The organism is Corynebacterium gerontici (assembly GCF_003813985.1).
Lineage (GTDB): Bacteria > Actinomycetota > Actinomycetes > Mycobacteriales > Mycobacteriaceae > Corynebacterium > Corynebacterium gerontici.
This window is the reverse complement of the sequence record NZ_CP033897.1, coordinates 331,291-356,047: the sequence shown is the minus strand read 5'-3', so window position 1 is coordinate 356,047 and position 24,757 is coordinate 331,291. Positions and strand designations below refer to the sequence as shown.

Here is a 24,757-nt window from a genome sequence, read left to right as displayed (position 1 = left end):
CCACCGACACGTTCCACCGACAGCACCACCCCAAACCGCCCCAAACCACACCTAGTGCCGGGGGAAAACGCACACCCCACGCACCCACCGACACGTTCCACCGACACCACCGCCCCAAACCGCCCCAAACCACCCCAAACAGCACCCAGTGCCGGGGGAAACGCACCCACCCAATGAGAAAAGCCCAGGCGTTCGCCTAGGCAGAAAAGCCCAGGCGTTCGCCTAGGCTTTCTATTTGCCGTCTTAGGATTCAGGCAATTCTTCGGGGTCATCGGCTGCGTCGATGACGGATTGCTGAGCTTCTTGCACTTCTTCAGACTCCAGATCGAGGTCGGTGACAGGCTTCGCCTTGGAAGTGAACACAAACTTGGCTTTGTCGGTGTCCTTGGATTCTCCGTCCCAGCCTTCGACGTCTACGGTGACGATCTCACCTGCGGCAACTTCGCCGAAGAGGATCTTCTCGGAGAGGGTGTCTTCGATCTCGCGCTGAATCGTGCGTCGCAACGGGCGGGCACCCAAAACGGGGTCAAAGCCACGGGCTGCGAGAAGGTTCTTGGCCGTGTCAGTGAGTTCGATGGCCATGTCCTTTTGCGCCAGGGCCTTGGACACGCGGGAGATGAGAAGGTCCACCATTTCGACGATTTGTTCGCGGGTGAGCTGGTGGAACACCACGATGTCGTCGATACGGTTGAGGAATTCGGGGCGGAAGTGCTTCTTCAGCTCGTCATTGACCTTCTGCTTCATGCGCTCGTATTGACCGGCCTCGTCGTCGGCACCGGACGCACTGAAGCCCATGCCCACTGCCTTGGAGATGTCCTGGGTGCCCAGGTTGGAGGTGAAGATCAGCACGGTGTTCTTGAAATCGACCACGCGTCCTTGGCCGTCGGTAAGCTTGCCTTCTTCAAGCACCTGCAACAGGGTGTTGTAGATCTCCTTGTGGGCTTTTTCGATCTCGTCGAAAAGCACGACGGAGAAGGGCTTGCGGCGAACCTTTTCGGTGAGCTGGCCGCCCTCTTCGTAGCCGACGTATCCGGGAGGTGCGCCGAAGAGACGGGAGGCGGTGAAGCGATCGTGGAACTCGCCCATGTCGATTTGGATGAGGGCGTCATCGTCGCCGAAGAGGAAGTTGGCAAGCGCCTTAGACAGCTCCGTCTTACCAACGCCGGAGGGGCCGGCGAAGATGAAGGAGCCGGAGGGGCGACGGGGGTCCTTGAGGCCGGCGCGGGTGCGTCGAATAGCTCGGGACACGCTCTTGACTGCGTCGTCTTGGCCGATGATGCGCTTGTGCAGCTCCTCTTCCATGCGCAGCAGGCGGGAGGATTCTTCCTCGGTGAGCTTGAACACGGGAATGCCGGTCCAGTTGCCCAACACCTCGGCGATTTGCTCCTCGCCAACCTCGGCGATGTCGACGAGTTCGCCGGAACGCCACTGCTGTTCCTTTTCTGCACGCTCCTCGCTAAGCTGACGCTCCTTGTCGCGCAGGGAGGCCGCGAGCTCGAAGTCTTGAGCGTCGATGGCGGCTTCCTTTTCGCGGCGAACCTCGGCGATGCGATCATCTACCTTGCGAACGGAATCTGGGGCGGTCATGCGCTTGATGCGCATGCGGGCACCGGCTTCGTCGATGAGGTCCACTGCTTTGTCGGGCAGGAAGCGGTCGTTGATGTAGCGGTCGGAAAGTTGAGCCGCGGCCGCGAGAGCTCCGTCGGTGATGGAGACGCGGTGGTGTGCCTCGTAACGGTCGCGCAGACCCTTGAGGATTTCGATGGTCATCTCAACCGATGGCTCGGGCACCTGCACCGGTTGGAAGCGGCGCTCCAGGGCCGCGTCCTTTTCGATGTGCTTGCGGTACTCGTCCAGGGTGGTGGCGCCGATGGTCTGCAGCTCCCCGCGAGCCAGCTTGGGTTTAAGCAGGGAGGCTGCGTCGATGGCGCCCTCAGCAGCGCCGGCGCCCACCAGGGTGTGGATTTCGTCGATAAATAGGATGATGTCGCCGCGCTGGTTAATCTCCTTGAGCACCTTCTTCAGGCGTTCTTCGAAATCACCTCGGTAACGTGAGCCCGCCACCAGGGAGCCGAGGTCAAGCGAGTAAAGCTGCTTATCCTTCAGTGTCTCCGGCACCTTGCCGTTCACGATGTCCAGTGCGAGGCCCTCGACCACGGCAGTCTTACCCACGCCAGGCTCGCCAATGAGCACGGGGTTGTTCTTGGTGCGGCGCGAGAGCACCTGCATGATGCGCTCAATTTCCTGCTCTCGGCCCACCACTGGGTCGAGCTTTCCGTCCTTTGCCGCCTGGGTAAGGTTGCGGCCGAATTGATCCAGGACGAGTGAATTGGAGCGGTCAGCAGCTTGAGTTGCGCGGGATGCACGGCCAGCGGCGGTGGCGCCAACGGTATTGGGCCGATCGTTTTCGGCCTCGGGATTCTCGCCGCCTTCGTAACCGGAGAGCAGTTGAATAACTTGCTGGCGCACACGCGGTAGGTCAGCGCCAAGCTTGACCAGCACTTGCGCCGCTACGCCATCGCCTTCACGGATAAGGCCGAGCAGTAGGAACTCAGTGCCGATATATTTGTGGCCCATCTGTAGGCCCTCGCGTAGCGAGAGCTCCAAGACCTTTTTGGCGCGCGGGGTAAATGGGATGTGACCCACGGGGGCTTCGGTGCCTTGACCGATAATTTCTTCTACCTCTTGGCGCACGGCCTCAAGCGAAATCCCCATGGATTCGAGCGCCTTGGCTGCGACACCTTCACCTTCGTGGATAAGTCCGAGCAGGATGTGCTCGGTGCCGATGTAGCTATGGTTTAACCCTCGCGCTTCTTCTTGCGCGAGGACGATGACGCGTCGGGCTCTATCGGTAAAACGCTCGAACATGCTGGCTCCCTTGTTCTTTCTAAAGTAGTTCTTGCCCACTCTAACGCCGCGAGCGTCGGCTTCATCCCGCTTTCACCCAACAAGAGGCGTTCAAGCCTGCGTTTCCACTGTTCAGCACAACTTTTCAAAGCTGTACGCCTTCAGCGAACATACCCTCACCCAGATCTACTTTCTCCTAAAAATCTAGTTTGTGGTTTATTTAACTCAATTTACGCGTCTCTCCTCTTGCTAATCATTGCAATTTAGGCTTTACTAAGTCAGCAGTGAGGCGCAATCGCTTGTACCCCTCCACTTGTTACATCCGCCCCTACAGAAGGAAAAAAGATGGATCTCCTCGTCCAAATTCAGCAGATCGTCGACGCCCCCATCAAGGACCTGCTTGTCCAGCTCCACACCGCCCTGCCAGACGTTGACCTCTCCAACCTCTTCACCATCAACGGCCCTGAGACCGTCGGCGACGTAAACTTCGGTTCCTCCTTCGGCGATGCCAACCTTGGCTCCTCCGAATTCCTGAACGAGACCAACTTCGGTTCCTCCGACTTCCTGAACCAGACCAACGGCGCAAAGGCCTAAGCCTTCAGGCTTGGAAGCCCGTCACGCTCCGGCGTGACGGGCTTTTTGCACCCCCGGTTACACCCACGGGGGTAGTATCCTTGCCGCAAACCTGCAGGTCGCGTGGATTAGCAAATCTTGTGAAGCGCCTTTTTCGCAAAAGTGCCCCAGGTAACACATTGATCGGTAGCTTTCTTTGCGACCAGCCCCCGCCCCTTGGGCGCTGACTGATTACAAGGAGAGCTGATGAAGCATCAACCCCCTCGCAAACACGTCCCTACTGAATCCGAATTCATCGCGGTGGAAGAATCCGCGGAATTCCAGCAACTGCGCAAAACCTTCCGCGGCTTCGCTTTCCCCGTTACCGTCGCCTTCTTGGCCTGGTACCTCTTCTACATCGTCGTAGCCACCTACGCCTATGACTTCGTCACCACCCCCGTCATCGGCGTTATCAACGTCGGCATGATCCTCGGCCTTGCGCAATTTGCAACCGCCGGGCTGATCACCTGGGCATACGTGCGATTCGCCGATAACAAGCTCGACCCAGCCACAGCGAGCATCCGCGAGCAGATGGAGGAGGTGCGCTAATCATGCAGACCTATGCAGCTTCTCAGACGGTTGATACTGGCAACCCCTTGCTCAATATTGCCATCTTCGTCCTCTTCATCGTTGTCACGATGACTGTTGTGGTGCGTGCCACCAGAAAGACCTCCCAAAAGGGCTCCGATTTCTACACCGGTGGCGCAAGCTTCTCGGGTTGGCAGAACGGTCTAGCAATTTCAGGTGACTATCTTTCCGCTGCCGCCTTCCTTGGCGTCACTGGCGCTATCGCTTTGTACGGCTACGACGGCTTCCTCTATTCGGTTGGCTTCCTGATCGCCTTGCTCGTGGCGCTTGTGCTGGTGGCCGAACCACTGCGTAACACTGGCCGCTTTACTATGGCCGACGTCTTATCCTTCCGCCTCAAGCAGCGCCCGGTGCGCATGGCAGCAGCGATCTCCACCTTGTCAATCTCACTGTTTTATCTGATCGCACAGATGGCGGGCGCTGGCGGACTCGTGGCACTGCTGCTGGGCATCAACGGCCGCGCCGCGCAATCGGGCGTGGTGGCGATCGTGGGCGTTCTTATGATCATTTACGTTCTCGTCGGCGGCATGAAGGGCACCACATATGTGCAGATGATTAAGGCCGTGCTACTGGTCGGTGGTTCTATCATCATCGCTTTGCTGACTTTCTTCGCCGTCCGCGGCGGTTTCAATGAAGTACTCACTCAAGCGGTAGCCAACCACCCCGAGGGCGAGAAGGTGCTGGGACCTGGGCTCAAATATGGCAAGAATGAGCTGACAAAGCTCGACTTCATTTCCCTAGGAATGGCGCTCGTGTTCGGTACCTCTGGTCTGCCCCACGTGCTGATGCGCTTCTACACTGTGCCCACTGCACGCGAGGCTCGTCGTTCCGTCACTTGGACCATCGCGATCGTGGCGCTATTCTTCCTGCTCACCGTGGTGATGGGCTACGGCGCGGCAGCTTTGGTTGGCACTGACTCCATCAAGAACGCTCCTGGTGGCGTGAACTCGGCCGTCCTTCTGCTGTCCGCTGAGGTTGGTGGCACCATCTTCATGGCTGTCATTTCCGCCATCGCCTTCGCCACCATTCTCGCGGTGGTCGCCGGTCTTGCAATTACTGCCTCAGCTTCCGTCGCCCATGACATTTACAACTCTGTGCTTCGCGACGGCCAAGCGACCGAGGAAGAACAGGTCCGGGTTTCTCGCATCACGGTGGTGGTCATCGGATTGCTCGCCATCGTGCTGGGCATTGGAGCCATTGGCCAAAATATCGCATTCCTGGTTGCGTTGGCATTCGGGATCGCAGCCTCTGCGAACCTTCCCACCATCTTGTACTCGCTGTATTGGAAGCGCTTTAACACCACTGGCGCCGTGTTCTCTATCTATGGCGGGCTGCTCACCAGCGTGATTTTGATTATCTTCTCACCCGCAGTCTCCGGTACGGACACTTCCTTCCTGGGCGCCGACATCAACTTTGCTTGGTTCCCGCTCACGAATCCATCGATTATCGCTATCCCGATGGGCTTCATCCTCGGCATCGTTGGCACCCTCATCGGCAAACCCGACAATTTCGAGGGCAAGGCCTCCGAAATGCAGGTTCGCTCTTTGACCGGCGTGGGCGTCGAAAAGGCAGTCCAGCACTGATTGCTTGTCACCCAATGTGCATGAACCTCGCTTCGGCGGGGTTTTTGCACCTGGAGTCCAAAATTCGCCACAGCCAGCAAGAATGTTTGGCGCCCTTATTAGTTCTGTTTTGCTGGCTGTTCCGAGTAGCATGCAAATCGATACTGTTGGCTTGCGATCTCGAGAGGACTCATGAAAACGCCAAGGACTTCCCCCTCGAAGATGCACGCGATCCTCCAAACCCGCGAGCTCATCCTCGCCAATGAGGAAGAGATCCCGAACCTCGACATACCCCCCGGGCTCACCCTCATTCACTGCAACCCCCTTCTGGACGCAGCCACCTTGGCCATGACTCTCGGAGGCCGGCTCGCCAGCAAAAGTGGCGAGATCTTGGTTCGAAGTGGCCACAAGCGCGCCAGCAGCAAAAAGATCATCCAGCAAAGCGTTGCATTGGCGGGCGTTCCCGAGGTGGATTCCTTAGAGCCCCGCGTGCCCATCCGCAGCTTGGTCCGCGAGCAAGTGGTGTGGACCTCGCGGTGGTGGCAGCAAGTGCCCAAAAAGCTCAGCCAAATCGAACGCTTTCAGCGCGCGGCTGAATTGATGGATTTTCAACTTAGCGACGAATCCGCCAAAACCACCACTGTGGCCGCGCTCAACCCACTGGAAGCATTCAAGCTGCGCATCGTGCTGGCTCTCGTAGCGCGCCCGGAAGCAACGCTGCTCGTAGTCAATGACATCGACAGCGTCCGCAATGTGCATCTGCGTCGCGAGCTTTTGCAGCATTTGCGCAGCCTGAGCGATCGCACGGCCGTGGCGGTATTGAGCACCAATGCTTTGGATCGCGAGATTTGTCATTCATATATCGATCTGGACGGCCATGCGCCCGAGTTACCGCCCGCAACCCCACAGCCAGCTATCGGGGCAAGAGCTGAGCAGCAGGTGGATGAGGGACGCGAGTTGCGTCGACAAGCTCGCCCAAGCTTCCAAAAGCCACTGTTGGATTACCGCACAACGCGGCCTCCTCGGGCACGTGGCACAGGGGAGTTCCAAAAACCCAAGCCACAAATCGTGCCGCCGCCACGGCAACACACCCCACCCCCTTTCCCTCCGAACACTGATGGACCTCGCGCATGAATCTCTTCCATATTGGCTCTGAGCTGCGACGCTTCGGCACCGGTAAGTTTCCGCTCGCGACGGTATTTGTGCTCGTGCTCATTCCTTTGCTCTTCGGCGGCCTATTCGTCTGGTCCTATTGGGATCCCGCGGCACGGGTGAAGGATCTGCCGGTGGCGCTGGTCAACTCCGACGAGGGCGCACAATTCAACGGCCACGACGCCATCGTGGGCCAAAAGGTTGCTGACACTCTGGTGAATTCTGGCCGCGTGAAATTTGAGCAAGTGGATGCCAACGACGCGCTCAAAGGCGTCAAAGACGGCACCTATTACTTCGCCATTGAGATCCCCACCGATTTTTCAAAGACGGTGGCGCATTCCCAAGAAACTGGCACCCCGGACCGCGCAACCCTTACCGCAGTGTTCAATAATGCCAACGGATACCTGGGCGCTGTGATGGGCAACACCATCGTCAATAACGTGGTGAAAAACATTGACAGCCTGCTAGGTTCACAGGTCACCGCGCGGCTGCTGGTGGGCTATTCCACGGTGCCGGATCCCAGCGCCCCACCGGAGAACCCCACTGCGGCGGAGGGCACTTGGTCCATCGCCGATGGCATCAAACGCGTCGACGATGGCGCGAATCAGCTTGCCGACGGCACCGCGCAACTCAAAGACGGTGTAGGCAAAACCAATGAGGGCGCCGAAGCGTTGAACAAGGGCATGCAGCAGCTCCAGGACGCCACCACGCAACTTGGCGAAGGCGCAGGCAAAGTGGCAGACGGCGTGCGGCAAGTGCAAAGCAACGCCGAGGAAGCCGCTGGTAAACAGAAGTTGCTTGCTTCGGCCCTAGTCAATATCGACACGGGTCTGCGCGAGATCGGCACGCCTAAAGCCATGGATCTGGCGAATCAAACAAAGGGACTTATCGACGCGATCAAGGCATCGGAGAACCCCGAGGCACTGGAAAAACTGCAGCTGCTTTCCGCCGGTGCCGCTGAGGTGCAGCGCCAACTGCTGGATCCTCAGGCCGATTATCGCACGGGCCTTGCCAAGGCTCAGGACGGCACCCAGCAGCTCAAGGACGGCACCCAGCAACTTTACGACGGTGCCGACCGCCTCACCGTCGGTTCGCGCCAGCTTGCCGACGGCACCTCCCAGCTCGTTGCGGGATCCGAGCGCATGGTCATCGCAGCCTCCATGCTCTCCGATGGCCTAGTGGAGCTCAACACCGATGGTTCCCAGTTGGCCCTGCAGGTAAAGGACGCAGATCCAGATAATCCCCAGCAATCCACAAGCACAAATCCCGGGCTCCCCCTCTCCGGCATGGGTCTGGCGCCGATCTTCATCTCCATGGGCTTGTTCGTTGGCGCCACTACCACCTACATGATCTTCCGCCCGCTGCAGCGTCGCGTGATTGAATCCGGCGCGGTCCCCTTCAAGGTAGTCATGGCGTCCTTCCTGCCAACCGTCATTATCGGTTTGGCGCAAGCCACGGTGATGTTCCTGGTACAACACTTCGCACTGGGCTTGGAAGCGCATCGCAGCATCGGTCTGCTGCTCTCGATGTACTTGTGGTCGATGACGGCAATGGCCATCGGTCAGGGACTCAACGCCATCTTTGGCGTGGCCCTCGGCCGCACCCTCGGCATGGCACTAATGACTCTGCAGATGGTGTCTTCGGGTGGCCTGTATCCTGCTGAAACGCAACCGGCTCCGCTGCGCTGGTTCCACACCTACGACCCAATGACGTACTCGGTCAATCTCATGCGCCAGATGATCTACGACACGGACCTTTCAGTGGATCACCGCATGTGGATCTCCATTGTGGTGCTCATTGCTGTGATGGCATTGTTCCTTTTGGGGTCCACGCTTTCCGCCGCTCGTGAGCGCCAGTTCAAATATCAAGAGTTCCGGCCGCAGGTCACCGTCTAAGGAGGACACTCTCATGCCGATTCTTCACACTCTTCAATACGGCTATGGCAATCCCAAAACCATCGTGTTCTTAGGGTCCATCGGATCGAAAGCACACATGTGGCTTCCGCAGCTCGACGCTTTTGCCAAGACCCACCACGTCATCGCAATGGATCACCGCGGCCACGGCGGCTCAAAAGTGGTGGATAAGCCCTGCACGATCCGCGACATGGCCCAAGATGTGCTCATCACCCTCGATGCGCTTGGGGTGCGACACTTCGGCGTCGTTGGACTTTCGCTCGGCGGTGCGGTGGCTCAGTACCTGGCTGCGAATTCGGAACGCGTCACCCGTGCGGTGCTAATGTGCACCTCCGCCAATTTTGCGGACCCGGAGCTGTGGGGAAAGCGCATGAAGGTGGTGAAGGAACGCGGCACCAAAGCGCTCGCGGAATCCACAGTGGAACGCTGGTTTACTCCCCAATACGCAGAGCAGCACGTGGCCACCGTGGCAATGATCCGCAAGATGATCGACGATACCGACGATCTGGGGTATACCCACTGCTGTGAGGCACTAGCGGACTTCGATTTTAGTGAGCAGTTAGAAAATATTAAGGTGCCGGTGCTCGCCATTGCTGGTGCGCACGACACCTCTACTCCCCCAGAGGCCCTGGAGCTGATCGCGGACTCCGTCGGTGGACCGTCAATGCTTCAGGTTGTGAGCCCCGGTTCTCATTTGCTCAATATTGAGGCGGCGGATGACGTCAATCGGCTGCTCCGCCGCCACTTCGTGGTGTAACTTATTGCACCCTTTGGGCACCGGCGCTCTTCACCTTCGGGATGAAGAGGCTGGTGGCAACCGAAACACCGAGGATGACGGCTCCCACAATGAAGGCCGTGGTGTAGCCGGCGGTTGAATCGGATCCCTCCGGTGAACCTGCCACCATGAACACTGGCAGCACCGCGAAGGAGATGCCGGCACCCAGGTTGAAGGCCGCAGAATTCATACCGGGCAGGAAGCCCTCGTTATCCGCGGGGGAATTCACCACGCCGAGGTTGTTCAATACGATGTTGCCAACACCCGCGTAGGTAATGCCCAGAAGAATCACCACGGCGATCAGCACGAACTTCGAGTGCACGCCCACGAAGGCCAGCACTAACAGCAGCAACGCCGAGGAAATATTACCCATGCGAAGCAACGTGCCATAACCGATCTTCGGTGCCAGGCGTCCGGCGAAGGGCCCCACGAACCAGCCCACGAGCGCATAAGGAGTGAGCATGACCAAGCTTGCGATGTCGGGGCTCATAGCAAAGCCCGCATCCGGATTCTGCGCCAGGGAGATGGCAACACCATTGACTGCGGCGAAGACGCCAGCCATGGTGAGCACCGTGGTGAGCAGCAAAGCCCAGGTCTCGCGGCGCTTAAGATACTTCGGCGCCACCAACGGCTGGGAGTGGCTGTTTTCATAGCGCCAGAATGCTGCGAATACCACGACGCCGATGAACAGCATGAAAAGCACGGAGAACCAGTTAGCATTGCCAGCCTTGCCAGCCTCATTGGCGGCGAGGGTGATAGCAAGGACAGAGATGACCAAGATGGCGGCTCCCGCCCAGTCCATACGCACATTGTTCGATGGCTTCGATTCTGGTGCCCACATGACCACCACAGCGCACGCGAGCGCACCGATGACAGCGATCAACCAAAACACAGAGCGGAAACCCCAGTGCTCCGCCATCCATCCGCCGACGATGACGTCGATGCCAGCGATACCGCCATTGACTGCCGCGATGAGGCCAAGCAGGGTGCCCAAACGTACCTCGTCTTTGACCTGACTGCGCAACATAATGAGCGTCATCGGAATCGTTGGTCCGGCTATGCCCTGCAGGGCGCGTGCGAACAGCAGGATCCAAATGTTCGGGGCGAGGGCAGCCAGAACGCCGCCCAGGGCCATTACGGCGAGCATGAAGCTCAGCACCTTCTTGCGGCCAGCAATATCGGAAAAGCGCGGCAGGAACAGACCGCACATCGCACCGGCGGTAAAGAAGGCGGTTTGGGTAAGACCCACCTTTGCCTCGGTGGTGTTAAGTTCCAGCGCCATGGTTTTCAGCACTGGCGAGAGCATGGAAGCGTTGAGCTGGAACGCTACGGCCGCACTGAGCAGCACAAACATCAGTAGCGGTAGTCCGCCTTTGCGGGAATCTACCGGATCAGTGTGTTTCATGAGTTTCTTTCGAGGTTAGGGGGTTGCAAAGTTGGTGTCGCCGATGTGCTCGAGCGCTTGAACAAGCAGCGCCCAGAACTTTTCGCGATCAACATCCATCGCTACGCGGTGACGGGGAGCGCCTTCCACCGCGTCGCGTACACCGAGTTCAGCGGGCTCGCCGTGATCCCAGGTGGTGCGGAAATCCACGATGGTTTGGCCGCGGGCATAGTCGCCCTGCGTTTCCACATAGACGTCTGCGGCAACGGTGCGCACAATGGAGGGGTCCGCCACCGCAGCCATCGCCAGCGGGTCGTGCATGGGAGGCCCGGGGTAACGGCGTTCCTTCATGTACGCCTGGCCAAAGAATTCGATCAATTCGGCAACGAACTGCGCCACGTCGGTGCCAACCGCCTGCAATTGCTGCAGCCTTTCGGGTACGGCGAGTACCTGGTGCGTCACATCGAGGCCCACCATGGTCACGGGCCAATCGGCCTCGAACACAATGCGTGCGGCCTCTGGATCCGCCAGAATATTGAACTCCGCGGCCGGGGTCATATTGCCCGTGTGGTGTCCGCCGCCCATGAGCGTCACTCCGGCCACGCGTTCCACGAGCTCCGGGTACATGCGAGCAAAGAGCGCAATGTTGGTCAGCGCGCCGGTGGGCACCAGTGTCACTTCACCAGGCGCGTTCTCGCGCACGATGTCTGCGATGAGATTCACTGCGTGGCGCTGATCCAGCTCAACGCCCGGCTCGGGCAGTTGCGGCCCATCGAGGCCGGAGTCTCCGTGGATTTCCTCGGGAATCAGTTGTGCGCCAACCAGAGGTCGGTCGGCACCCGCGGCGAAAGGCACGCCGCTCATCCCCGCCACGCGTGCGAGGGCACGTGCGTTGGTGGTGACTTTCTCCAGGGTTTGGTTACCGGCAACGGTGGTGACGGCCAGCAGCTCGATGGAGGGTGTACCCCACGCAAGCAGCAGGGCAACGGCATCGTCGTGGCCGGGATCGCAGTCGTAGATGACCTTGGGCATGGTGCTCCAATCGCGAAATGATGGTTGAATCCGCACGGCCTGGCTTCTGTCACGGCATACTGAAGCCTATGAAACTTCAACAATTCCACACGCAGAAGGATCCCCGCGCCACCGTGCTGATCGCTCACGGTTTTGCCGAGCATTCCGGCCGTTACACACAGCTTATCCGTCAACTGACGAGTCACGGATTCGACGTGGTTATTTACGATCATCACAACCACGGAACCAACATTGATGCCCCCAAGCAGAAGGCGTGCGTGGACGTCGAAAAGCTTATCGACGACCACCTCAAAGCCCGCAACGAAGTCGCCAACACTAAGCGCACATCCGCCCTCGTGCTGCTGGGGCATTCTATGGGCGGGCTGATTACGGCGGCGTCTGCGCTGCAGCACCCTCACGGGATTCAAGGTGTGATTCTGAGTGCTCCTGCGCTGAAACTGGGCAACGCCATGCCCAAGCCGGTGATGAAAGTCGCCCGGCAGGTCGCAAAACTGTTGCCACGGCTCGGAACCGCCTCGATTCCACCAGAGCAGTTGAGTTCCGACGAATACGTGCAGCGCAAGTACGTCGAGGATCCGCTCAATTACGTGGGCAAAGTGCCGCTTTTGAGCGCATCCACGATGTTTGCCGAAGGCCAAAAGGTGCTAGAAAACAAGGACCAATGGCCTCTGTGGGTTCCGCTGCTCGCGGTGCAGGGAACCGCCGATGAGATTGTAAACCCCGCTGGCACGCGCGAGTTAGTAAAAAGCGCGGAGCGGCGCGGGGTGGATGTGCAATATCGCGAGGTGGCTGCCGGGCGCCACGAGGTGCTCGGCCCGCCCAATGATGTGGAGACCACGCCACTGATCCTTGCATGGTTACGGCACCTCAGCGAAGAACTCTAAACCTTCTGGTTGAGCTGCCTGCCTACTTCGTCATAGACAAACTCCACGTCGGGACCAATGACCACCTGCACATTGTCCTGGGATGGTCGCACAATGCCCACCACCCCGGCGCGCTTGATCTGGGATTCATCGACCTTGGTGTGGTCGTGTACATTGACCCGCAAGCGGGTGGCGCAGTGATCCAGCACCTTGATATTTTCCGCACCACCAAGCCCGCTGAGGATCTGCGTTGCCACGGCCTCAGTTGAGGCGTCAGCGGGCAATTCGGCGTCATGCTCCCCTTCAACTTCTTCGTTTCGGCCTGGGGTGGAAAGGTTGAACTTGCCAATGAGGAAGTAGAAGATGCCAAAGTACACGCCGAAGTAGATCACGCCAAGGACTAACAGCATCCACCATTGGTGTGCCAGTGGGTTGCGGGCCTGCAGTGCCATGTCGATGAAGCCTGCGGAGAAAGCGAATCCCGACGTCCATTCGAACGCCGCCGCGATCGCTAAGGACAGGCCGGTGAGCAGCGCGTGTACCAGGTACAGGGCGGGTGCTAGGAACATGAAGGAGAATTCCAGCGGCTCTGTCACACCGGTGAGGAATGAGGTCAAAGCACCGGCGAGCATGAGCGAGCCCACCACTTTCTTGCGGGAGGAATCAGCGCGTAGATACATCGCCAGCGCAGCTCCCGGCAGGCCAAACATCATGACTGGGAAGAAGCCCGCTTGATAGCGGCCGATAATGCCGTCGACTTGGCAGACGTTATTTTCCCAAAGTCCTGGGCAGGAGGCCGCATCGGTGGCGTTGCGGGCGGCCTCGATGGTTTCTGCGCCACCAAGGAATTTGCCAATGTCGTTCACGCCGATGACATCAAACCAGAAAATGGAGTTCAGTGCGTGGTGCAGGCCGGTGGGGATAAGCAGGCGGTTGGCAAAACCATAGATGCCTGCGCCCAGCACACCCATGCCCTGGATCCATTCGCCGAAGTTGAACAGCACGTTGTAGATATACGGCCAGGCGATGTACAGAAAGCCCGCCAGCAGGATGGAAAAGACGGAGGTCAGAATCGGGACCAGGCGCCTACCACCGAAGAAGGCAAGGTAGGGCGGCAGTTTCACTGCGTGGAACTTGTTATACGTCCAGCCAGCCAGAACACCCACGGCAATACCGATCAAGACATTCTTGCCGTTGATGGCGTCCCATCCATGCGAGGCCCAGTCGAGGGCAGCGTCGCCCGTTAATTCCGCCGGGTCCCCCACCCCTTTGAACACTGCCACCGTGTCGGGCCCGAGCAGCGTGGTGACGGTAGCGAAGCCGACCCAGCCGGACAGCGCTGCAGCACCGTTGGAGTCCTTGGCCCAACCGAAAGCGATGGCGATGGCGAAGATCCAACCGAGGTTATCCAGAATTGCTGATCCGGCACTGACCAGCACCATCGCCACGTAGTTGCCGGAACCCCAACCGGCTGGATCCACCCAATATCCAAGGCCGAGGAGGATGGCGGCAACAGGCATCACTGCTACCGCACCCATTAAGGCTTTACCAAGGCGCTGGAGCTGCGCGCTCAACGTCTTCATGGCGCTTCCTTTCGTCGAAGGTAAAGCAAGCCTTTCAGCGACTTTCACGCCAGCTCAGACTTGCGCTTGTCACCCTCCAGCCTAACGAAGAGACGTCGGACAAGGTTCGGAAATCCCGGACGTTTAAGGAACTTTTCGACGCTCCGCGCATCGCAGCCTAGCGCTGCTCAGGCTTGACCATGGGGAACAGCACTGTCTCGCGGATACCGAGGCCCGTCAGCGCCATGAGCAGGCGGTCAATGCCCATGCCGCAACCGGACGTCGGGGGCATGCCTTGTTCCATGGCGGTGAGGAAGTCCTCGTCCAGCACCATGGCCTCATCGTCGCCACCCGCGGCCAGGCGTGCTTGATCCTCAAAGCGCTCACGCTGAATGACCGGGTCCACCAGCTCGGAGTAGCCGGTGGCCAGCTCGAAGCCGCGGACGTAGAGGTCCCACTTTTCGGTCACGCCGGGCTTGGTGCGATGCTGTCGGGTCAATGGTGAGGTCTCCACGGGGAAGTCACGCACGAAAACAGGCCCGTAGAGCTGATCCGAGCAGAGGTGTTCCCAAATCTCTTCCACTAGCTTGCCGTGGCCCCAGCCGCCCTTTTCGGGGACTTCGAGGCCGATCACCTTGGCAATGTCCTTGAGCTCTTCCACGGAGGAATCCACGGTGACCTCAGGCTGTCCGGGGTGCTTGCGCTGCAGAGCCTCGTTGAGCGAGGGATACATTTCCATGGTCTTCCACTCGCCGCCGAAGTCGTATTCAGTGCCGTCGGCAAGCGTGACGGTGGTTGAACCAAAAACTTCCTTGGCGATGAATTGGATCATCTCCTGGTAGAGCTTGGCGCCGTCGTCATAAGTGCCCCACGCTTGGTAGGTCTCCAGCATGGCAAATTCCGGCGAGTGCGAGGAATCCACGCCTTCGTTGCGGAAGTTGCGATTGACCTCAAAAACGCGCTCCATTCCGCCAACCACGCAGCGCTTCAGGTAGAGCTCCGGGGCGATGCGCAGGTAAAGGTCGATGTCCAGGGCATTGGAGTGCGTCATGAACGGACGCGCAGCAGCACCACCATGCAGGGTTTGTAGCATGGGGGTCTCAACCTCGTAGAAGTCCTTGCCTTCCAAGAACTTGCGCAGCGCACGCATTACCTTGACGCGAGTCATAGCGTTGTTGCGAGCCTGCTCGCGCATGATCAAATCCGTGTAACGGTGGCGCACACGGGTGTCTTCACTGAGGTCAGCAAACGCCACAGGCAGCGGGCGCAGCGCCTTTGAAGCCATATGCCAGCTCGAGGCCATCACAGAGAGCTCGCCGCGCTTGGAGGCGATCACACGGCCACGGATGGAAACGATATCGCCCAGGTCGACGTTTTGCTTCCAGGACGCCAGCGCCTCTTCGCCCACCTCGGCCAGGGAAAGCATGGCCTGCACGTAGGTTCCATCGCCTTCTTGAAGAGCAGCGAAGCAGAGCTTGCCGGTGTTGCGGATGAACATTGCGCGCCCGGCGATGGCTACTTCTACATCGGTTTCTTCACCAGCTTCGAGGTAGGTCACGCCCTGCTGTTCTTGGGTGCCTTCCTCGCGAATTTTGAATTGCTCGCGCAGCTCCTTAATGGAGGTGGTGCGATCCACTTCCACGGGATATGCGTCGATGCCTGCCTCAAGCAGGCGTTCGCGCTTTTCGCGGCGGATGCGTAGCTGTTCTGGGACGTCGTTTTTCTGCTGGCTCACAGCGCTTAAGGGTAGTGCATGCTGCAAGTCTGAACCAATGCCCGCCTAAAAGAGTTTTAGACCACTCAGTCTTTTGGGAATAGACTGACTACTACTAAGGTTTTCTCGGTTAGTAATAAAACACAAAGGAGCAACCATGAAGCTCACCAGCTTCGGCGCGCAGGTCATCTACGGCCTCATCATTGGCGTCATCCTTGGCATATTCGCCAAAAACATGGGCGACGGCAATTGGCTCGCCACCCTCTTAGACACCCTCGGCAGTGACTACGTCGCCCTGCTGAAAGTCCTCATTCCCCCACTCGTCATCACCGCGGTGGTGACCTCCATTGCCAATTTGCGGCAGGTCACCAACGCCGCGCGTTTAGCCGCCAAGACGCTGATCTGGTTCGCCATCACCGCGTTCTTCTCAGTACTCGCAGGCATTCTTGTCGGCCTCGTGTTCAAACCGGGCCTCAACGGCGGCATCGAAGGCACCGCCGAAGCCCCGAGCGCCGTCGGCTCCTGGTGGGCATTCCTCAACGGCATCATTCCCCACAACATCCTTGGGTTAGAAGCAAATACAAAGCTTGTCGACGACGCCGCTTCCACCTCGCTGAGCTTCTCCGTGCTCCAACTGTTGGTCATCTCCATCGCCATCGGCATCGCAGCGATCAAAGTGGGAGAAAAGGCAGAACCGTTCATCGCGTTCAACCAGTCCTTGCTGGAGATCATTCAGAAAGTTCTGTGGTGGATTATCCGCCTGGCCCCCATCGGCACCGCAGCGCTCATCGGCACCGCGGTTGCCACCTATGGCTTTGATGCCATGGGCGCTTTGGGCAAGTTCGTGCTCACCATCTACGTGGGCCTCGCCATCGTGCTGGGCGTTATCTATCCAATCGCACTGAAGACCAATGGTATCTCCGTGCTGCACTTCTACCGCAAGGTGTGGCCCGTGACCTCACTGGGCTTCGTTACCCGCTCCTCCATGGGTGTTATGCCCGTCACCGAGCAGACCACCGAGCGCATGGGCGTGCCGCAATCCTTCGCCTCATTCGCTGTGCCCCTGGGCGCCACCACCAAAATGGACGGCTGTGCCGCTGTGTACCCCGCCGCCGCAGCGATCTTCGTATCGCAGTTCTACGGCGTGCCCCTGAACTTCACCGACTACATCTTGATCGTGCTGGTATCTGTGCTTGGCTCCGCCGCCACCGCCGGCACCACCGGCGCCACCGTGATGCTCACGCTCACGCTCTCCACGCTGGGCTTGCCTCTGGAAGGCGTTGGCCTTCTGCTCGCCATTGAGCCCATCATCGACATGGGCCGCACCGCAGTAAACGTCACGGGCCAAGCACTCGTCCCGCTCATCGTTTCCAAGCGAGAGAACATCCTGGACCAGGAACAATTCGACCGGGAAGTCGAACCCGTGGCTGCCTAGTCGAGGTTCTTGAACCCCACGCCAATCGGGACGCCAGCGCTGTCGATCAGCCGAACCCCACCGAAGGTTGCGGCGATCAGCAACCTGGCGTCTCCTTCTTCAGGCACCTGCCCCATCGTGGCACCCCGGAGTTCAACATAATCCGCCTGGACGCCCGCGGCATCAAGCACCGCGCGCGTCGCATCAAGCACAGCCTGGTGCCCACCTTCAGCGGCGTGCACACCCGCCAACAGCGCGGCAGAAAGTGCCAGCGCACGCTCACGGTCCGTCTCAGGCACCGAGGCGTTGCGCAGGCTCATCGCCAAACCACTGGGCATGCGAACGGTGGGCACCGAATGCACCTTCACGTTCAGACGCAGATCAGTAATGGCCTGCTGAGTGCGCACCAGAGCCTCAAAATCTTTTTCACCAAAAAACACATCACTTGGGCCAACCAAATTGATCAACTGAATCCTGCGCGTCACTTCCGCAGACAGATCAGGTTCCAAACCCTCAACCGCGATCATCGTGCGCTGCGATAGCTTCGGTGCAATCATCACAGCGTCAACGCCCTCTCTTGCAAACACCTCGTGGTTGCGTTCAGCCACCACCACAACCACGCCACGGTGCAGCCGCTTGGCTGCCCTGATCAGCGCAATATGGCCCGCATGCACATCGGCCCCCAAAGGCACCAGGGCAACCGGCCTTCCCTGCTTGGCAAAGGCACGGCCGAGCTTCGGGATCGTGGATTCGTCGAAAAGTTTCGCCTCACCGAAAGGAAACACGCCTACTCCCCCTGGACCTTCATCGCCCAAAGCTCAATCTCGCGGTTGCGGAACAACTCAGCGCTGCGCCGGGTGAGCTCCACATACAACCGCTTGCGTTCCGGGGATTGAATGGAACGAAACGCGCGCTGCACCTGCTGCACATTCGCCGGGGGCGCCAACAGCCCAGTGGCCTCTTCCATCACGTCCTGAGCCAAGTCCGGATTGCCAAGCGCCTCCGTGAGCAGGGCATTCGCCTCCTGCGCCACCACCTGCGAGTACGCGGCGATCTGCTGGCCAAGCAGCAGGCGCTCACGTTGGGAATCGGGAACCTGCACCACGCGGCCACCCGTCTCATTCACGAGCAGCTCCGCGACGGTCGCCGTCACCTCATCCGAAGCGGTGAGCGCAAACACGTTCAAGGTGAGCTCACTGAGCACGAAGCGCATCGTGGTGTCATACTCATCAAGGTCACCCAGGGTAATCGCCTGCGTTGAACCGACCACCTGGCCAGCACGAACCGGGCCTTGGGGGTTGATGATGAGCTCCGCGTCTTCCGGATCTACGATGACGTGCCCCGCCGCCTCTAAACGCAAGAGCAGTTCACCGCGGCCTGCTATGCGCATCCGCGGTGCATTCACTGGCGCTGCCTCTTCAACAATTCCTCAACGCTCACGGCCTCGCGGTGCTCATCGCGGCGCCGACGACCATGGCGCTGCTCAGGCTCCGGGGCCGTTTGCTGCACCCACGGCACCGCCGTGAAACTGCCGGTATCGAAACGGCGCTGCTCAGACTCCGCTGGCTCTTCCGGCGCCTCTGGTTCCTCAGGCTCTGCTTCCTTCTTGATATCCGCGATGCTGAATTCGCGGGTCTCGCTGTTGTCCTCCTCGGGCAGCAAGAAGGCCGACACCGGCCCGCTGGGATTCGTCGCCCACGTGGAGGGGTAGCCAGGCGTTTCCGGTTCCTTGGGTTCCGAAGAAGACTCTGCTTCCTCTTCCTCAGAAGACTCCAGCTCATGCACCCTGGTTGCGCGGGCTTCGAGCATCGTGGGTTCGTCGAAAAGCTGCCCCGTCAGATCCTCCAATTGGAAGCGCAACTCATCCAATTGGGCGCGAATCTCCGCGTAGTACTCGTATTCACGATGTTGCTCCAGCTCACGCTCATACGCCAGCTCCTCTTCAAACTGCGCCCTGGAGCGCGCAAGTTCCTCGCGAGCGGCGATTGCCTGCTGGCGATAGCGGACAACGAGCAAAAAACCCAAGGCAGCAGCCCATAACGCGGCGAGCAGCGCCAACTTCAGCGCATTCAAATTGCCCGTAATCATCATCACCACACTGGCGACCATGGCGAGCACCACGAGGGCGATGAGAACCTTTTGCCCGTTGTCCTTCTCATTCATGGAATCCAAGTTACCGCACCGCCTCTCCGTTTGGAGGCGGCGGCACCGAACAGGCTCGCTCCAGCCATAAACCGGCGGCACTCATCGCAAGTCCACCCGCCACAGAAGCTAACACCAGGGGCACATCATCGTGCGCTGCCACCAACTCACCCATCTTCGGCACCACGTATAGCGCCCGCCCCACGTACGCGCCACCGAAGAGTGCCCCGGTCCACGCTCCCGCCTTCCCCACGGCCAACAATTTCGCCGCCGTCACGGGATTGAGCTGTGAGCGATCCTGGCCGATCTGGTGCTTTTCCACTCGCTGGCTTACCCGTATTGCCGCCCACGCCAGCACAGCGGCGATGAGGAACTCTGCCATCGGCACCGAGGCGGGAACGTTGATCATTGAGGCATAAAAGTAGCGGGTGATGATCCACATTCCCGCTGCCGCCACGACCCCAACGAGCAGCACTGAAGATACGTTTGTGCGCTTCATAGGGGTTCTACCTTTCGAATATCACTACAATCAACGCTTTCAAGCCACACCGCAAGCGGCTTTGCGCGCAAGGTTGCTTCCGGTTCCACTTCGAACCATGGTTCCAACACGAATGCGCGAAGATGCGCACGCGGGTGAGGCAGTGTGAGCCGCGGATCCTTGGACAACAGCTCCTCACCTGCGCAGCGGATCTGCACGATATCCACGTCCAATGTGCGCGGTCCCCAGCGTTGCTCGCGGACACGCTGCGCCTGCTGTTCCAGTTCTTGGCATCGCGCTAGTAGCGCTTCGGGCGTGCCTTCCACGTCGACCACCAGCACGGCGTTGAGGAAGTCCGGTTGATCTTCAACGCCCCACGGCGGCGTGGAATATAGATGCGAGGCTCCCACCAGCTCGCCGCCAAAGTGCTCCGCCACGGTGCGCAGCAGAGCCGCGGAATCGCCCAGATTGGATCCGATGGAAAGCACCGCTCGCATGGCTATCTCCTGCTTCTTCTTGCCACCACGGCGACGTCTGCGAAGGTGTGCGGAATGGGCGCCTGTGGCTTGTGAATAGTGACCTCGCACGCGATCAACATTGGAAACATCTTCATCGCCTTATCCGCGATCTCTGCGGCGACGGTCTCGATCAAATCGCGCGGGGTTCCTGTGAGCACTTCGTGGGCCATTTCCGCCAATTCCCCGTAGTGCACCGTCAGATTCAAGTCATCCTCGGCCGCGGCCTTTCGACAGTCCAGCCAGCAGGTCACATCCGCGAGAAAGGTTTGGCCTTGTCGACGCTCATGTTCAAACACCCCGTGGTATCCATAAGCCTCAAGGCCTCGTAATTCAATGCGGTCCGCCATCTTAGGCCCCCTCATTCCATCGCTGAGCCACATTGACGGCGTCGCGTGAGCCCGCCACGTCGTGGACTCGAACACACCATACGCCCTGCTGCGCAGCGATGGCCGACACAGCAGCGGTGGCCGTATCGGCCCAGCCCTCATCACTGGATCGCAGAGCCGCGAGGAAGCGCTTGCGCGAAGCGCCCAGCAGCACCCGGTGTCCGCGCTGGATGAAGCTCGGCAACGCATGCAATAAAGCCCAGTTATCTTGGGCAGTCTTGGCAAAGCCGAGGCCCGGATCCAGAATGATGTTCTCTGATTTCACTCCTGCTTCCAGGGCAGCCTCCACACGCGCGTCCAAGTGCCGGTGCACATCGGCCACCACGTCCCCGCCATGATCGGCGGCACCGGCGGCATCGCCGAAGCGATCCGCCTTCCAATGCATCAAGCAGATAGGCAGCCCCGTATCTGCCGCAACCGAGAGCATCTCGGGATCAGCCAGGCCACCGGAGACGTCATTGAGCATGCTCACCCCAGCCTCAGCGGCGGCGGCGGCAACGCTGGCGCGCATCGTATCCACCGAAGTGATCAATCCTCGCTGCGTCAGCGCCTCGATGACGGGCACCACACGCTCGCGCTCCTTGTTCTCTTGCACGCGCACGGCTCCGGGGCGAGTGGACTCTCCACCGATATCGATGATGTCTGCACCGCGGTCCACCATCGCCTCAGCGTGCTGGATGGCAATGGAGGGATCGAGGTAGCGTCCCCCATCTGAGAAGGAATCCTTGGTGACATTCAAGATGCCCATCACTAGCGTGCGCTGCACTGTTAGCCTCGAATCAAGCTCAAGGCCTCAGCACGGGAGGCCGCGTTACGTTGAAACCCTCCGCGAACCGCGGAAGTAGTGGTGGTGGCACCGGGCTTGCGAATCCCGCGCATCGCCATGCATAGGTGTTCGCATTCAATTACCACGATCACCGAATGAGCCTGCAGCTTATCCACAAGCGCGTCCGCTACCTGGGAGGTCAGGCGCTCTTGCACCTGTGGGCGCTTGGCAAACATATCCACCAGCCGAGCAAGCTTAGACAGCCCAGTGACCTTGCCACTTTCTCCAGGGATATAGCCGATGTGGGCTACGCCGAAAAACGGCACCAAGTGGTGTTCGCACGTAGAGTAGATGGGTATGTCACGCACGAGCACCAGCTCGCGGTGATCCTCCGAGAAGGTCTTGGACAACACCTCGGTGGGATCTTCGTGCAGTCCCGCGAACATTTCCGCATAGGCGCGAGCTACGCGCGCGGGAGTTTCCAGCAGCCCTTCGCGGTCTGGATCCTCCCCCACGGCGATGAGCAGTTCGCGGACTGCAGCCTCAGCGCGTGCTTGGTCGATAGCCACCTAGCGCTCCTTGTCTTCAAGGTCGATGACCTCGGTGGCGTTATCTGCCGGAGCCTCCTCGGGCTCGTCTGCGCGATGACGCCCACTGGCGCCGTCTTTCCACTCGTGATCGGGACGCTCGCGCTCCGGCAGACGGAAGCCGAATTCCTTCTTGGGCTCATAATGTTCTGGCGAATGGATGTCTTCCAGATGCGAGGCTTCCTTGACTTCATTCATACCGTTAGAACCGAGGCCAACCTGCGGGTAGTTCTTCATGCCGGGGTGTTCATCCTGCTGCTTCGGCGGCCAACCGGGCGCGGACCAGTTGGCAGGTGGCGGCGTGCCACCATAGCGCTGTTCTGTGGCAGGGGCGGGGCCTTGCTTGGGCGCAACAGGTGAGGCCTGCTTATTCTTCTCAGCCAGCTCCGCCTCACGACGAGCGCGAGCCGCCTTCGATGCCTCCAGCAGCGAGAAGGGCTTCGGTGGTTCCTCACCGCGTTCGATTGCCAACTCAGTTGGGGTCTTAACTGGCTCGCGCCCAATCTGGCGGCTAAAACGCGCGTCCTGATGAGGGAACACCTCGCCAACTTCCTCGGGCTCGATATCTTCGAAGAGCGCCTCAAGGTCGGGTCTGCGCAGCGTTTCCTTCTCAAGCAACTTTTCAGCCAGGCGGTCGAGGTGATCGCGGTGCCGCTCGAGAATGCGGTAGGCACGCTCATGTGCCTTATCCAGAAGGTATTGGACTTGGGCGTCGATCTTGGCAGCAACCTCTGGAGAGTACTCCAGCGATCCACCACCACCACGGCCGGAGAAGGGATCGCCTTGCTCTTCGCCGTATTTCACCATGCCAAGTTCCGGCGACATGCCGTACTCAGTCACCATCGCGCGCGCGATCTTGGTGGCCTGCTCGATGTCTGCGGATGCGCCGGTGGTGGGTTCACCAAACACCAGCTCCTCGGCGGAGCGTCCGCCCATGGCGAACACTAGGCGGGCGAAGAGCTCGTCGCGGTTATACATGCCCTTATCGTCCTCGGCAGCCGTCATGGCATGCCCGCCAGTACGACCACGGGCCAGGATGGTCACCTTGTACACGCGCTCAATATTCTTCAACGCCCACGCGGCAAGGGTATGGCCGCCCTCGTGATAGGCGGTAACCTTCTTCTCCTTCTCCGAGATCACCTTGGAGCTACGGCGCGGACCACCGATCACGCGGTCGGTGGCTTCCTCAAGCGCATCGGCGGTAATCACATTGCCGCCCACGCGAGCGGTCAAGAGCGCGGCCTCGTTCAGCACGTTGGAGAGGTCTGCACCGGACATGCCGGCGGTGCGGCGCGCAAGCGCGTTGAGATCCGCATCGGCTGCCAAGGGCTTGCCTTTGGCGTGCACCTTCAGGATCTGCTCGCGGCCCTTGAGGTCCGGGTTGCCCACGGGAATCTGACGATCAAAACGTCCCGGGCGCAGCAGTGCTGGGTCGAGAATGTCTGGGCGGTTAGTGGCGGCCATGAGGATGACGCCTTCGCGATCACCAAAGCCGTCCATCTCAACCAAGAGCTGGTTCAGGGTCTGCTCGCGCTCGTCGTGTCCGCCGCCCATGCCGGAGCCACGCTGGCGGCCAACGGCATCAATCTCGTCCACGAAGATGATGCAGGGCGAGTGTTCGCGAGCCTGCTTGAACAGGTCACGCACGCGCGATGCGCCCACGCCCACGAACATTTCTACGAAATCAGAGCCTGAGATGGAGTAGAAAGGAACCCCAGCTTCGCCGGCCACGGCGCGCGCCAGCAGCGTCTTACCCGTGCCGGGAGGACCATAGAGCAGCACGCCGCGAGGAATTTTTGCCCCCAGTTCCTCATAGCGTGAGGGATCCTGGAGGAAGTCTTTGATCTCGTGTAGCTCGTCCACGGCTTCATCAGCACCCGCCACGTCGGCAAAGGTGTTGGTGGGCATATCCTTGTTCAATTCTTTGGCACGCGAGTTGCCCATGCCGAACATGCCCATGCCGCTGCCCTGCATGCGGGAGAACATGAACATCAGCAGGCCAAAGACGATGAGCATCGGCAGAATGTAGCCGAGCATTGAGGTCAGAAAGGATTCCTGCGTGACATTGGTGGTGTATTTCTCCGCCTCAGATCCCTGGACCTTGTTGAAGATCTCCGGTGCGGTTCGCGCCGGATACTTGGTCATGACCTGTTCGACGTCCTTCTTGCCCTCAACCTCGATTGGGTTCTTCAAGGTGATGCGCAGGCGCTGCTCACGGTCGTCGATCTCAACTTCCTTGACGTTTTTCTCGTCAAGCTGCTTGACTGCCACGGAAGTATCAACGGTCTGGAAACCACGGGCGTCATTTCCCAGGAGGGCAAAGACGTACAGTGCCATGAGCACTGCCGCGGCAACCAGGCCGTATTGGAGGATCTTCTTGTTCTTCATGCACTACCGGCGTGCGTGCGGCGCCGGCCCTTTCTGTGTAATGAGGCGATTCGTCACTGAATATAACGAGCGCA

22 protein-coding genes are annotated in these 24,757 nt (G+C 59.6%); 8 read left to right on the top strand and 14 right to left on the bottom strand.

The window, feature by feature from the left end; genetic code table 11:
- Positions 1-243: 243 nt before the first annotated feature.
- Positions 244-2,868, bottom strand: coding sequence for an ATP-dependent Clp protease ATP-binding subunit (locus CGERO_RS01660; protein WP_123933178.1), 2,625 nt, complete (start codon positions 2,866-2,868; stop codon positions 244-246).
- A 324-nt stretch (positions 2,869-3,192) separates the two neighbouring features.
- Here CGERO_RS01660 and CGERO_RS01655 point away from each other — a divergent pair, with 324 nt between their 5' ends.
- The 6 genes from CGERO_RS01655 (at position 3,193) to pcaD (ending at position 9,431) form a co-directional block, all read left to right on the top strand.
- Positions 3,193-3,441 carry a hypothetical protein gene (locus CGERO_RS01655; RefSeq protein WP_123933177.1) on the top strand — a complete coding sequence of 83 codons (249 nt, stop codon included), beginning with the start codon at positions 3,193-3,195 and terminating at the stop codon, positions 3,439-3,441.
- A gap of 225 nt (positions 3,442-3,666) precedes the next feature.
- Positions 3,667-4,008, top strand: coding sequence for a DUF485 domain-containing protein (locus tag CGERO_RS01650; RefSeq protein WP_123933176.1), 342 nt, complete (start codon positions 3,667-3,669; stop codon positions 4,006-4,008).
- A 2-nt stretch (positions 4,009-4,010) separates the two neighbouring features.
- On the top strand, positions 4,011-5,630 hold the full coding sequence (locus CGERO_RS01645) for a solute symporter family protein (protein WP_123933174.1): 1,620 nt from the start codon (positions 4,011-4,013) through the stop codon (positions 5,628-5,630).
- 201 nt (positions 5,631-5,831) lie between these two features.
- Positions 5,832-6,743, top strand: coding sequence for a hypothetical protein (locus tag CGERO_RS01640; RefSeq protein ID WP_123933172.1), 912 nt, complete (start codon positions 5,832-5,834; stop codon positions 6,741-6,743).
- Positions 6,740-8,656 (top strand): YhgE/Pip domain-containing protein, encoded by a 1,917-nt coding sequence (locus tag CGERO_RS01635; RefSeq protein WP_123933170.1) that lies wholly within the window; start codon positions 6,740-6,742, stop codon positions 8,654-8,656. The genes CGERO_RS01640 and CGERO_RS01635 overlap by 4 nt, the downstream gene beginning before the upstream one ends.
- Before the next feature lie 13 nt (positions 8,657-8,669).
- Positions 8,670-9,431: a 3-oxoadipate enol-lactonase gene (gene pcaD, locus CGERO_RS01630; protein ID WP_123933168.1), complete on the top strand. Its 762-nt coding sequence runs from the start codon at positions 8,670-8,672 to the stop codon at positions 9,429-9,431.
- Position 9,432: 1 nt separating this feature from the next.
- Here the strand turns inward: pcaD and CGERO_RS01625 are convergent, their stop codons facing one another.
- Together CGERO_RS01625 and CGERO_RS01620 are read right to left on the bottom strand one after the other, a co-directional pair.
- Complete coding sequence (locus CGERO_RS01625) at positions 9,433-10,854, bottom strand: MFS transporter (RefSeq protein WP_123933166.1); 1,422 nt, start codon at positions 10,852-10,854, stop codon at positions 9,433-9,435.
- 15 nt (positions 10,855-10,869) lie between these two features.
- Positions 10,870-11,865 carry a nucleoside hydrolase gene (locus CGERO_RS01620; RefSeq protein WP_123933164.1) on the bottom strand — a complete coding sequence of 332 codons (996 nt, stop codon included), beginning with the start codon at positions 11,863-11,865 and terminating at the stop codon, positions 10,870-10,872.
- Between the two features lie 68 nt (positions 11,866-11,933).
- Between CGERO_RS01620 and CGERO_RS01615 the strand changes: the two genes are divergently transcribed.
- Complete coding sequence (locus CGERO_RS01615; RefSeq protein ID WP_164470217.1) at positions 11,934-12,749, top strand: alpha/beta fold hydrolase; 816 nt, start codon at positions 11,934-11,936, stop codon at positions 12,747-12,749.
- On the opposite strand, the gene nagE is transcribed toward CGERO_RS01615, so the two are convergent.
- Together nagE and lysS are read right to left on the bottom strand one after the other, a co-directional pair.
- The gene (gene nagE / locus CGERO_RS01610; RefSeq protein ID WP_123933160.1) at positions 12,746-14,311 is read right to left on the bottom strand and encodes an N-acetylglucosamine-specific PTS transporter subunit IIBC; all 1,566 of its coding nucleotides are present in this window, start codon (positions 14,309-14,311) and stop codon (positions 12,746-12,748) included. The two genes, CGERO_RS01615 and nagE, sit on opposite strands and share 4 nt — an antisense overlap.
- Before the next feature lie 157 nt (positions 14,312-14,468).
- A complete protein-coding gene (gene lysS, locus CGERO_RS01605; protein ID WP_123933158.1) occupies positions 14,469-16,025 on the bottom strand; it encodes a lysine--tRNA ligase in 1,557 nt (518 codons plus the stop codon).
- 136 nt (positions 16,026-16,161) lie between these two features.
- On the opposite strand from lysS, the gene CGERO_RS01600 reads away from it, so the two are divergent.
- Positions 16,162-17,439, top strand: a complete 1,278-nt coding sequence (locus tag CGERO_RS01600) for a dicarboxylate/amino acid:cation symporter (RefSeq protein ID WP_123933156.1) — start codon at positions 16,162-16,164, stop codon at positions 17,437-17,439.
- Here the strand turns inward: CGERO_RS01600 and CGERO_RS01595 are convergent.
- Genes CGERO_RS01595 through ftsH form a run of 9 tightly spaced genes read right to left on the bottom strand, consistent with a single transcriptional unit; the run spans position 17,436 to position 24,683 of the window.
- Positions 17,436-18,203, bottom strand: coding sequence for a pantoate--beta-alanine ligase (locus CGERO_RS01595; protein WP_123933154.1), 768 nt, complete (start codon positions 18,201-18,203; stop codon positions 17,436-17,438). The genes CGERO_RS01600 and CGERO_RS01595 overlap by 4 nt on opposite strands.
- Before the next feature lie 2 nt (positions 18,204-18,205).
- Positions 18,206-18,808, bottom strand: coding sequence for a 6PGD fold domain-containing protein (locus CGERO_RS01590; protein WP_245998856.1), 603 nt, complete (start codon positions 18,806-18,808; stop codon positions 18,206-18,208).
- 11 nt (positions 18,809-18,819) lie between these two features.
- Positions 18,820-19,581 (bottom strand): DUF6779 domain-containing protein, encoded by a 762-nt coding sequence (locus tag CGERO_RS01585; RefSeq protein WP_245998855.1) that lies wholly within the window; start codon positions 19,579-19,581, stop codon positions 18,820-18,822.
- A gap of 10 nt (positions 19,582-19,591) precedes the next feature.
- Positions 19,592-20,059 (bottom strand): DUF3180 domain-containing protein, encoded by a 468-nt coding sequence (locus CGERO_RS01580; protein ID WP_123933148.1) that lies wholly within the window; start codon positions 20,057-20,059, stop codon positions 19,592-19,594.
- Entirely contained in the window at positions 20,056-20,535 is a 480-nt protein-coding gene (gene folK, locus CGERO_RS01575; protein WP_123933146.1) for a 2-amino-4-hydroxy-6-hydroxymethyldihydropteridine diphosphokinase, read from the bottom strand. The genes CGERO_RS01580 and folK overlap by 4 nt, the downstream gene beginning before the upstream one ends.
- A gap of 2 nt (positions 20,536-20,537) precedes the next feature.
- Complete coding sequence (gene folB / locus CGERO_RS01570; protein WP_123933144.1) at positions 20,538-20,903, bottom strand: dihydroneopterin aldolase; 366 nt, start codon at positions 20,901-20,903, stop codon at positions 20,538-20,540.
- Position 20,904: 1 nt separating this feature from the next.
- On the bottom strand, positions 20,905-21,690 hold the full coding sequence (gene folP / locus CGERO_RS01565) for a dihydropteroate synthase (protein WP_123935844.1): 786 nt from the start codon (positions 21,688-21,690) through the stop codon (positions 20,905-20,907).
- 20 nt (positions 21,691-21,710) lie between these two features.
- Entirely contained in the window at positions 21,711-22,277 is a 567-nt protein-coding gene (gene folE, locus CGERO_RS01560; protein ID WP_123933142.1) for a GTP cyclohydrolase I FolE, read from the bottom strand.
- Positions 22,278-24,683, bottom strand: coding sequence for an ATP-dependent zinc metalloprotease FtsH (ftsH, locus tag CGERO_RS01555; protein WP_123933140.1), 2,406 nt, complete (start codon positions 24,681-24,683; stop codon positions 22,278-22,280).
- Positions 24,684-24,757: the final 74 nt, after the last annotated feature.

Excerpts from the sequence above, each read along its gene's own strand:
- CGERO_RS01580 (WP_123933148.1), bottom strand. The coding sequence starts at position 20,059 with ATGAAGCGCACAAACGTATCTTCAGTGCTGCTCGTTGGGGTCGTGGCG.
- folP (WP_123935844.1), bottom strand. The coding sequence starts at position 21,690 with ATGGGCATCTTGAATGTCACCAAGGATTCCTTCTCAGATGGGGGACGC.
- CGERO_RS01615 (WP_164470217.1), top strand. The coding sequence starts at position 11,934 with ATGAAACTTCAACAATTCCACACGCAGAAGGATCCCCGCGCCACCGTG.
- ftsH (WP_123933140.1), bottom strand. The coding sequence starts at position 24,683 with ATGAAGAACAAGAAGATCCTCCAATACGGCCTGGTTGCCGCGGCAGTG.
- pcaD (WP_123933168.1), top strand. The coding sequence starts at position 8,670 with ATGCCGATTCTTCACACTCTTCAATACGGCTATGGCAATCCCAAAACC.
- CGERO_RS01660 (WP_123933178.1), bottom strand. The coding sequence starts at position 2,868 with ATGTTCGAGCGTTTTACCGATAGAGCCCGACGCGTCATCGTCCTCGCG.
- CGERO_RS01655 (WP_123933177.1), top strand. The coding sequence starts at position 3,193 with ATGGATCTCCTCGTCCAAATTCAGCAGATCGTCGACGCCCCCATCAAG.
- folB (WP_123933144.1), bottom strand. The coding sequence starts at position 20,903 with ATGGCGGACCGCATTGAATTACGAGGCCTTGAGGCTTATGGATACCAC.
- CGERO_RS01620 (WP_123933164.1), bottom strand. The coding sequence starts at position 11,865 with ATGCCCAAGGTCATCTACGACTGCGATCCCGGCCACGACGATGCCGTT.
- CGERO_RS01640 (WP_123933172.1), top strand. The coding sequence starts at position 5,832 with ATGCACGCGATCCTCCAAACCCGCGAGCTCATCCTCGCCAATGAGGAA.
- CGERO_RS01650 (WP_123933176.1), top strand. The coding sequence starts at position 3,667 with ATGAAGCATCAACCCCCTCGCAAACACGTCCCTACTGAATCCGAATTC.
- CGERO_RS01625 (WP_123933166.1), bottom strand. The coding sequence starts at position 10,854 with ATGAAACACACTGATCCGGTAGATTCCCGCAAAGGCGGACTACCGCTA.
- folK (WP_123933146.1), bottom strand. The coding sequence starts at position 20,535 with ATGCGAGCGGTGCTTTCCATCGGATCCAATCTGGGCGATTCCGCGGCT.
- nagE (WP_123933160.1), bottom strand. The coding sequence starts at position 14,311 with ATGAAGACGTTGAGCGCGCAGCTCCAGCGCCTTGGTAAAGCCTTAATG.
- CGERO_RS01585 (WP_245998855.1), bottom strand. The coding sequence starts at position 19,581 with ATGAATGAGAAGGACAACGGGCAAAAGGTTCTCATCGCCCTCGTGGTG.
- CGERO_RS01645 (WP_123933174.1), top strand. The coding sequence starts at position 4,011 with ATGCAGACCTATGCAGCTTCTCAGACGGTTGATACTGGCAACCCCTTG.
- CGERO_RS01590 (WP_245998856.1), bottom strand. The coding sequence starts at position 18,808 with ATGCGCATAGCAGGCCGCGGTGAACTGCTCTTGCGTTTAGAGGCGGCG.
- CGERO_RS01600 (WP_123933156.1), top strand. The coding sequence starts at position 16,162 with ATGAAGCTCACCAGCTTCGGCGCGCAGGTCATCTACGGCCTCATCATT.
- CGERO_RS01635 (WP_123933170.1), top strand. The coding sequence starts at position 6,740 with ATGAATCTCTTCCATATTGGCTCTGAGCTGCGACGCTTCGGCACCGGT.